General features: G+C 44.6%; 7 protein-coding genes, 1 tRNA gene and 1 pseudogene. 6 read left to right on the top strand and 3 right to left on the bottom strand.

The window, feature by feature from the left end; all coding sequences use genetic code 11:
- Positions 1-26 precede the first annotated feature (26 nt).
- The 3 genes and pseudogenes from ANME2D_RS05880 to ANME2D_RS05870 form a co-directional block, all read right to left on the bottom strand.
- Positions 27-239 (bottom strand): nucleotidyltransferase family protein, encoded by a 213-nt coding sequence (locus tag ANME2D_RS05880; protein WP_048089788.1) that lies wholly within the window; start codon positions 237-239, stop codon positions 27-29.
- 118 nt (positions 240-357) lie between these two features.
- Positions 358-2754 (bottom strand): annotated as a pseudogene (locus ANME2D_RS05875) (type I restriction-modification system subunit M).
- A gap of 33 nt (positions 2755-2787) precedes the next feature.
- Positions 2788-2861: transfer RNA gene (locus tag ANME2D_RS05870), tRNA-Arg, on the bottom strand.
- A 58-nt stretch (positions 2862-2919) separates the two neighbouring features.
- Here ANME2D_RS05870 and ANME2D_RS05865 point away from each other — a divergent pair.
- The 6 genes from ANME2D_RS05865 to ANME2D_RS05840 all read left to right on the top strand — a co-directional run bounded on the left by ANME2D_RS05865 (position 2920) and on the right by ANME2D_RS05840 (position 7921).
- Entirely contained in the window at positions 2920-3702 is a 783-nt protein-coding gene (locus ANME2D_RS05865) for an SAM hydrolase/SAM-dependent halogenase family protein (RefSeq protein ID WP_048089786.1), read from the top strand.
- Positions 3703-3837: 135 nt separating this feature from the next.
- Positions 3838-4140 (top strand): DUF6249 domain-containing protein, encoded by a 303-nt coding sequence (locus tag ANME2D_RS05860; RefSeq protein WP_048089785.1) that lies wholly within the window; start codon positions 3838-3840, stop codon positions 4138-4140.
- Positions 4137-4964 carry a 4Fe-4S binding protein gene (locus ANME2D_RS05855; protein WP_048089783.1) on the top strand — a complete coding sequence of 276 codons (828 nt, stop codon included), beginning with the start codon at positions 4137-4139 and terminating at the stop codon, positions 4962-4964. The genes ANME2D_RS05860 and ANME2D_RS05855 overlap by 4 nt, the downstream gene beginning before the upstream one ends.
- A gap of 26 nt (positions 4965-4990) precedes the next feature.
- On the top strand, positions 4991-6082 hold the full coding sequence (locus ANME2D_RS05850) for a hypothetical protein (protein ID WP_157833979.1): 1092 nt from the start codon (positions 4991-4993) through the stop codon (positions 6080-6082).
- The gene (locus ANME2D_RS05845) at positions 6082-7236 is read left to right on the top strand and encodes an ABC transporter permease (protein WP_048089778.1); all 1155 of its coding nucleotides are present in this window, start codon (positions 6082-6084) and stop codon (positions 7234-7236) included. The genes ANME2D_RS05850 and ANME2D_RS05845 overlap by 1 nt, the downstream gene beginning before the upstream one ends.
- Positions 7229-7921: an ABC transporter ATP-binding protein gene (locus tag ANME2D_RS05840; protein ID WP_048089776.1), complete on the top strand. Its 693-nt coding sequence runs from the start codon at positions 7229-7231 to the stop codon at positions 7919-7921. The genes ANME2D_RS05845 and ANME2D_RS05840 overlap by 8 nt, the downstream gene beginning before the upstream one ends.
- Positions 7922-7925 lie beyond the last annotated feature (4 nt).

Genomic DNA, 7925 nt, shown 5'->3' with positions numbered 1-7925 from the left:
ACACTTCGCATGTGCATGGATAACGTTCAGAGCTTCTGGACTTTTCGGATAGGCTCTAAATCCACAACATCCCAACCTATAGGTCTTTCAAAATCAACAAGTATATCAATATCGCTGATTTCCTTTTGTTCTCCTCTCACAACAGAGCCAAATAAGCCAATTTCGGTGACTTTATATTTTTGCTGCAACTCTTCTTTGTGTTTATGAAGAATGTCCCTGATTTCTTCCAGTGTTTTCATAATACTTCTACCTTCAGGATATTTATGATCTCTTCTATTTCCATATTTTCACCTTTTATATGTTCACTAATTTGTCAGGTAGATAAATCAGGGCTGTTGATTATCATGATTTAATTGATCAAAAAGCAAATCCCATTTTCTCTAAATGCTTACTCACCTTTGTTTCCAGTTCATCCACTTTTGTTTTCAACTCTGACATAGGCGCATCATAGCGTTCTGCCAGTTCTTTAATGCGCCGGGTAAGGCGCTGGGAGATGCGTTCCATTTCAGATTTTACATCCTGGCAAATGGCAGCCATCCATTTATCGTCCACTACTAATATTTTTACTTCATCTTCTGTAAGCGCTTTGTATCTGGCTATTACTTTTTTATCCAGGGCCATTTGTGCATCTTTAATCTTTTTGCTGGCTTCTGCTTCTTTTTCTATCAGCTTAAAATACGCCTCTAATACTTTCAGTTCTTCGGCAGCATCCGCATCGTTCTTGATTTCTTTGATACGCTTTTGCACATTGCCTTTGCTTATTTTGCCCTTGTCGGTTTTCACTTCTTCCAGCAAACCCTCTTCGCTGCTGTGTTCTTCCTCCATTTCTTCCATCTGGCGGCTGATGGCATCACGGTCTGTTTCCAGTTGCGCTATGGCTTTTTGTTCTTCGGCAAAATACCGGTTGATCACCAGTTGCTTGGGCACAAGGTCGCTATCCCATTCATCTTTCTTTCCCTTAACAGGAGACAATTCAGCCTTCCAGCCATCTGTGGCGATCAGGTAAACATCATCCTGCATGGTCTCCATCCAGTAGGTCATGAAATGCTGATAGACATCATATTGGTCAATCAAATTTTTATCGGCAAACGCTTGGAGTATATCCTCCGATAAGTCGTGTATCACCTTTTTAGGCTTGGCGCCAGTACCCAGATTCTTAAGTAACGGTATGTTTTTCTGTTGCCACTTATTAAAAACAGCGTCCACATCATGGATATAGCTCACAAATTCGGAGTGCGAAAAAATGGTATGCTTGATCTCCTCCTGTGGTATTTTCAGTTTAAGATAGCCTTCCCTTGGGCTTCTGGTGAACAGCACATTTTTCAGCGAGGGATACACCTTCCAGTAGTTTTCCAGATCATCAATATCCCTGTTCGGAATATCTGCGAACAGGTGAGCCTCAATATCCTGTATGTCTTCGGCTTCCTGGCTGTCAATATAACGGGGGATGTTCAGGTTGTACTCGTTCCGTTCAATCTCATCCAGAGATACCATACGGGCATATTTGGGAACTTCGGTTTGTTTGTTGAATACATCCACGATTTTGTGAATATCCTGCTCACGCAGGCGGTTCTTGTTGCCGTCTTTTACAAAGCCTTTGCTGGCATCGATCATAAAAATACCTCTGCGGCTGTCGGCATTTTCTTTATCAAGAACAATGATACATGCAGGAATACCGGTACCGTAAAACAGGTTGGCAGGCAAGCCGATAATGCCTTTGATAAATCCTTTGCGAATGATGTTTTTGCGTATTTCCGCCTCGGCATTCCCGCGAAAAAGCACGCCATGCGGCAAAATGATCGCGCCTTTGCCTTTGCTTTTGAGTGAACGGATCATATGCAAAAGAAAGGCATAATCGCCATTCTTTTTTGGTGGTATGCCATATCCTTTGAAACGTTCGTATAGATCATTTGCCGGGTCAAAGCCATTGCACCAGGCTTTGTTAGAAAAGGGAGGATTGGCAACTGCAAAATCAAAGGTCTTAAGCATTCCGTCATGATTCTTGAAATAAGGCTTTGAGAGCGTGTTGTCATGCCAGATATCAGCCGTTGGGTGGCCGTGTAAGATCATGTTCATCCTGGCTAATGCATGGGTGGCATTATCCATCTCCTGCCCATAGATGGTAATACCTGTTTCGGATTCATCAGCGGCTTTTATTAACAGCGATCCACTCCCACAGGTAGGATCGTAAATGGTCTGTTCCTAGCTTCTGGCTTTATTGATCCCAATTACCTTGGCCAGTATTCGAGACACTTCTGCCGGTGTATAAAATTGCCCTTTGCTTTTACCAGATTCGGTCGCAAAATGCCTCATCAGATATTCGTAGGCATCGCCTAAAATATCGTCACCCTCGGCTTTATTCTTACTGAAATTAAGGCTTTCGTTTTCAAATATACCCACAAGATTTGAGAGCCGATCTTGCATATCCTTGCCTTTACCCAGCTTGTCAGCATCGTTGAAATCAGCCACATCAATTACACCCTTCAAATCGTTGGCTTCTGCAAGCTTTGCTATAATTTTATTGATGCCATCGCCAATTTCTTTCTTGCCCTTCAGGGCAATCATATCTTTGAAGCCTCCGCCTTCGGGAATTATAATTCGAGCATCGGCTTTGCCTGCGTATTTATCCGACACATATTTTACGAATAACAATACCAGTACATAGTCTTTGTATTGAGAGGCATCCATTCCCCCTCTTAACTCGTCACAGCTCTTCCAGAGAGAGCTGTATAATTCGCTTTTCTTGATTGCCATATCTTACAACCGTTTTTCCTGAGGAAACATGCACGGACTCGCCGCGATTCGAACGCGGGTCCGCGGGTTCGAAGCCCGCTAGGATATCCTGGCTACCCCACGAGTCCATGGGTTTGACATCGGGTTTTATAGTCCGGCAGTGTATTAAATGTTTCTTGAAGAGCTATGGTCATAACGCTGCTTTCAGATTTCGGGGATATGTATCCTGCATCCATGAAAGGGGTGATCCTGAGTATCAATCCCGCAGCCAGTATAGTGGATATCTCGCATTCAGTCCCGCGCCATGATGTGCGCGCCGGGGCATTTATGCTGATGACATGTGCAGGGTATTTCCCCTCCAGCACGGTGCATATCGCAGTCGTTGATCCCGGGGTCGGAACAGAAAGGCGGCCTCTTGCAATCAGGGCTGAGTCTGTTGAGGCAGGAATCCATTATTTTGTTGGCCCTGATAACGGTCTTCTCATTCCTGCTGCAAGAAGTATTGGAGAACTTGAGGCTTATGAGATCACAAATACGGCTTTATTTCGCAATGAAATATCCAGTACATTTCATGGTCGCGATATCTTTGCACCTGTGGGAGCGCATATATCAGGAGGACTGAGGATTGGTGATGTGGGAGGGCGGATTTTTGATTTTATAGACCTGGACTTCGGGGAAGCGAAGAAAAAGGACGATTCTGTAGAGGGCAGGGTTATATTCATTGATTCATTCGGGAATATCGTGACCAATATCCCGTCAGATATAGCGGGATTCCAGCCTGGAAATATACTGGAGATAGAGGGAAAGCGGATTCTGTTCCACAGATCATACGGGTTCTGCGAAAAAGGGGAACCCCTGGCATTGATCGGAAGCCACGGCTATCTTGAGATCGCGGTTAACCAGGGTAACGCTGCGGCTTTATTCAATAAAAAAGCTGGAGAAGAGATTTTAGTTAGAAAACTCTACTAATATTGAAATTTAAATCCTGAAAGAGGAGGGGAAATCCACATACACATAAGATCAATTCAGTGTAATCAGTGTTATCTTATAAAAAATATTTCAAGCTATCGTAACTTTTATTACCTTATAGTATAAGCTAATTATATGTCAGAGCTGTTGGTTAATTTACTTGCTTTAAGTATCCCTCTTGCAGGTGTTGGTATAGCTGCCCTGGCTATATACCTTGATTATAAGAAGAAAATGGCTATGATAGAAAAAGGGCTTGTGCCTGAAGAGGAAGAATACAGACCTGAGAGCAGGCTTGGGTGGGGAATAGCTATTTTAGGAATCGGTATATCGCTGATAATAAGCTGGATATTCAATCTTGACAACAGGGTCATGGCCGGGTTAATTCTTGCGTCTATCGGTGTTGCACTGCTGGTCACGTACCTGGTTGCAAGGAAATGAAGACTGAAACCTTGAAAAAAGATTTATTGGAGAAATGCAAGAGCCTCGGAATCCCTCTTATTGGCTTTGCTTCAGTAAAGAGATGGCAAGATCCACCCAGGGAACTCCCGAATGTACTTTTGCCCTGGATTCCAGAGGAGTTCTGGCCGCAATCCATATACCCTGAGGCAAAAACCGTAATAGTGATAGGTCTTCCTGTGCCCCTGCCCATAGTTGAAACTGCGCCATCGATCTATTATCATGAACTCTATAAAACCGTGAATTCGATGCTTGATTCAAAAGCGTACGAGATTGCAAACCTCTTAACTGAAAAAGGCTATGGTTCTATCTATCTGCCCAGGGATGCCTACGGTGATATAAAGATATTGATCGAAAAACCCTTTGCCTTTTTCTCTCACAAGCATGCTGCGTATCTCTGCGGTCTTGGTTCCTTCGGGCAGAATAACGTTCTCCTAACACCAGAGTATGGGCCGAGGGTAAGGTTCACGTCTATTTTCACTGAAGCCAGGATTGAGCCAGACCCGATCAGGGGCAAGGATCTATGCACACGATGTCTTCTCTGTGTTAAAAACTGTCCTGTTGGCGCTATTCCAGGGAAGGGAGATTTCCCTCCTCCTGTTGATAAAAAGCTCTGCGCTATAAGAAGCGCACAACTCAGGGATGAATACCGATCCCCATGCGGTATATGCATCAAGGTATGTCCTGTAGGGAGGGATAGAGAATTGTTTGGGCGCAAGAACATATCCATATATTCTGAGGATAAAAAGTTTGAGAAATATCACACCGCCTGGGAGCATGTGAGAAAATACGGAAGCAAAGCCTAAAATCTCTCTAAGTCTATTACCTTCAAATGAGAGAAGTAAACATGTACCTGAATAATATAAAATCAGTACTAAAAGCCATATTTCTGGCTGCATTTGTTTCTGCGTTCATTAATCCTGCTGCAGGTCTTGAGATAGTTGATTTTTTCTCTGATTTTACAAGCAGCGATGTTACTATTAATTCCAGCCAGGCTCTACAGGGAAGGGCAGTCTTTGAACTTTTTAATGAGGGTAATCTGGTAGAATCACACGACGTGCCTTTTAATATAAAGGCAGGAGAACCAGCAACTAAAGTCATAGTATGGCAGAAAAAACCCCAGCAGGATTACTATACTGCGAAGGTGAGTATATTTGATGATAGCAAACTCCTGGACAGTAAGACCTACCAGGTATCATACGGGACTGTTTCACTGCCCGGCTTCCATGTTGTGGATTTCTCACCCTCAAACAGCGGAGCGCAGTTATTGCTGCGTCCCTTTAGTCCGAGTGTTGCTGATATAAAAATAGAAATGCTTGACAATAATGATATTGTTTACACAGAGACAAGAAAGGATGTATCTCTCCTGATGAATGCAGAGATCAAGACAACATGGCCGTTTCTGCTCACAAATGATAAGGAATATACCGTCAGAGCAAAAATATTTACTCACAGGCTCTACGCGTCCCCGTTGATCAATACATACATTGCGTATTTTACTGCTGCTGATGATGTTGAGATCCTGCGGGACGATGTTGAGGTTGATGAATACGGGGCGAGCGTGACCATTCGCGGCAAATCCCGTGTGCCGTTTGATGGGAGCATTGTCGTGAACGCAAGAAACAGGGCGACAGGGGAGATTCAAACATTCAACCAGCGTGTTGAAGAGATTCTAGTCTCAGGAAAGGAAGATACAGCAGGAGTGGTATGGGGCGGGCTTGCGCCCGGAACGTATTATATTGAGATCCTGGCCGTGAATCAGGACAATAAAACACTTGATAGATATGAGACCATTTTGCGCATTCCTGAGTATGCCAGCGCTACAGAGACCCCACCTGCAAAAAGCACACCCGGATTTATAGCGCTCATATCAATATTGATGGTATTAGCAGCATCAAGGTGGTTAAAAAGAAAAGGTGGATAATGTTCGATCTCATCCTCAAAAATATCACCCAGAGAAAACTCAGGACAGGATTAACGGTATTCGGTATAGCACTGGGCATTTTTGCGGTTATTGTCATGGGTGGGATGTCGGAGCATTTCAACCTCACTTTTGATAGGTCTATAAGTTTGACCGCGGATAAGATCCGTGTGCTGCCTGAGGGTGGATTATTTGGCGCCAGTCTTAATGAATCTAAAGTCAGGGACGTTAAAAGGGTTCCAGGCGTCCTGGATGCATACGGGGTATTGCAGGCGCCTCTTGACCCGGAGAATATCGCATTTTTTGGCGGGAATGTGATCCTTGGCATCCCTCCTGAGAAACAGCAGCTTACAATGAAAGATACAGGACTATCCCAGGGCAGGTTCCTGACCGCAGGAGACAATTACAGGGCTGTCATTGGCAGCAGTGTTGCCCGTGAGTTCAACCTTAATGCAGGGGATGAGCTTGAGATAAAAAGTAAACGGGTACAGCGTACCGCATCCGTAACCCGTGCCAGGAATTTTACTGTTGTTGGTATTATGGAGTACACTGGTTCTTTTTTTGATAATAGTGTGCTGATACCCCTCAGCACGGCTCAGAGATTCTACGGTCGGACAGGTACTGTCTCATTCATATTTGCTGTTCCGGACTCCAGCACAGACACTGAGGACCTTGCAAAAAGGATAGAGCTGAATGTTGAGAGGGTTACAACATTTTCACCAGAAGAGCTAAGAAGACAGATAGAGCAATCCCTTATCATCTTCAGTCTAATTACCATAAGCGCGGCTGTGCTTGCGGCTATAATCGGGGGACTTAGCGTTATGAACACAATGCTTATGTCGGTCTCAGAGAGGACAAAGGAGTTCGGGCTTATGAAGGCGCTTGGGGCAGAGACAAAGGATATACTCTTCATAACAGTCGGAGAGGCCGCACTGATGGGAATACTTGGAGGCATCATCGGTATCATCGGTGGCGGAGCCTTTGTATATTATTTGAATGATTATCTCGCTTCCCGTGGCACTGTTCTTTTTACAATTACACCAAGACTTATTATGATCGCTATTGTTTTCGCTATTCTTCTCGGTATACTATCAGGTACCTACCCTGCGTACCGGGCAGCGAAAATGAGCCCGATGGAGGCTTTGCGCTATGAGTGAACCTGTACTCCGTGTCAGAGGTCTCTCAAAAACGTATATGCAGGGTAAAATCCCTGTACATGCGCTAACAGATGTGAGTTTTGATGTAAGAAAAGGTGAGCTCTTAAGCATAGTTGGACCTTCAGGGAGTGGAAAGTCCACCCTGCTCTCCATGATAGGACTTCTTGATAAACCCACAGGCGGCAGTGTGTTTATCGATGATACTGAAGTGACAGAAGCAAAGGAGAGCGATGCCCCAAGACTGCGCCGTGAAAAGATAGGGTTTGTGTTCCAGCATTTCAACCTTATACCCACACTTTCGGCACTGGAGAATATTGATATTGCCATGCGCTTTGCCAGAGTCCCGAAGAATAGACGAAGAGAAAGAGCAATAGAACTGCTCGCCCAGATGGGACTTGCTGAGAGAATAAACCACAGGCCATCAGAGCTATCAGGAGGAGAGCAGCAGCGTGTGGCCATAGCCAGAGCATTAGCAAACCATCCTGCGATAATCCTTGCAGATGAACCTACCGGAGAAGTGGATACAAAGACACGGGATATGATCGTCGGGATTCTCAAAGAACTCAGCGAAAGAGGGCAGACCATACTCGTCGTGACGCACGATACAGCCGTATCACAGCAGACAGGGCGGATAATTACCATGCGCGATGGAAGGATTGAAAGCGATGAGCAGATTATGGGGTAACGGC

Source organism: Candidatus Methanoperedens nitratireducens (assembly GCF_000685155.1).
In the GTDB taxonomy this organism is placed as follows: domain Archaea; phylum Halobacteriota; class Methanosarcinia; order Methanosarcinales; family Methanoperedenaceae; genus Methanoperedens; species Methanoperedens nitratireducens.
Note: the sequence above shows the minus strand (reverse complement) of the source record. Positions and strands in the feature narration are given on the sequence as shown.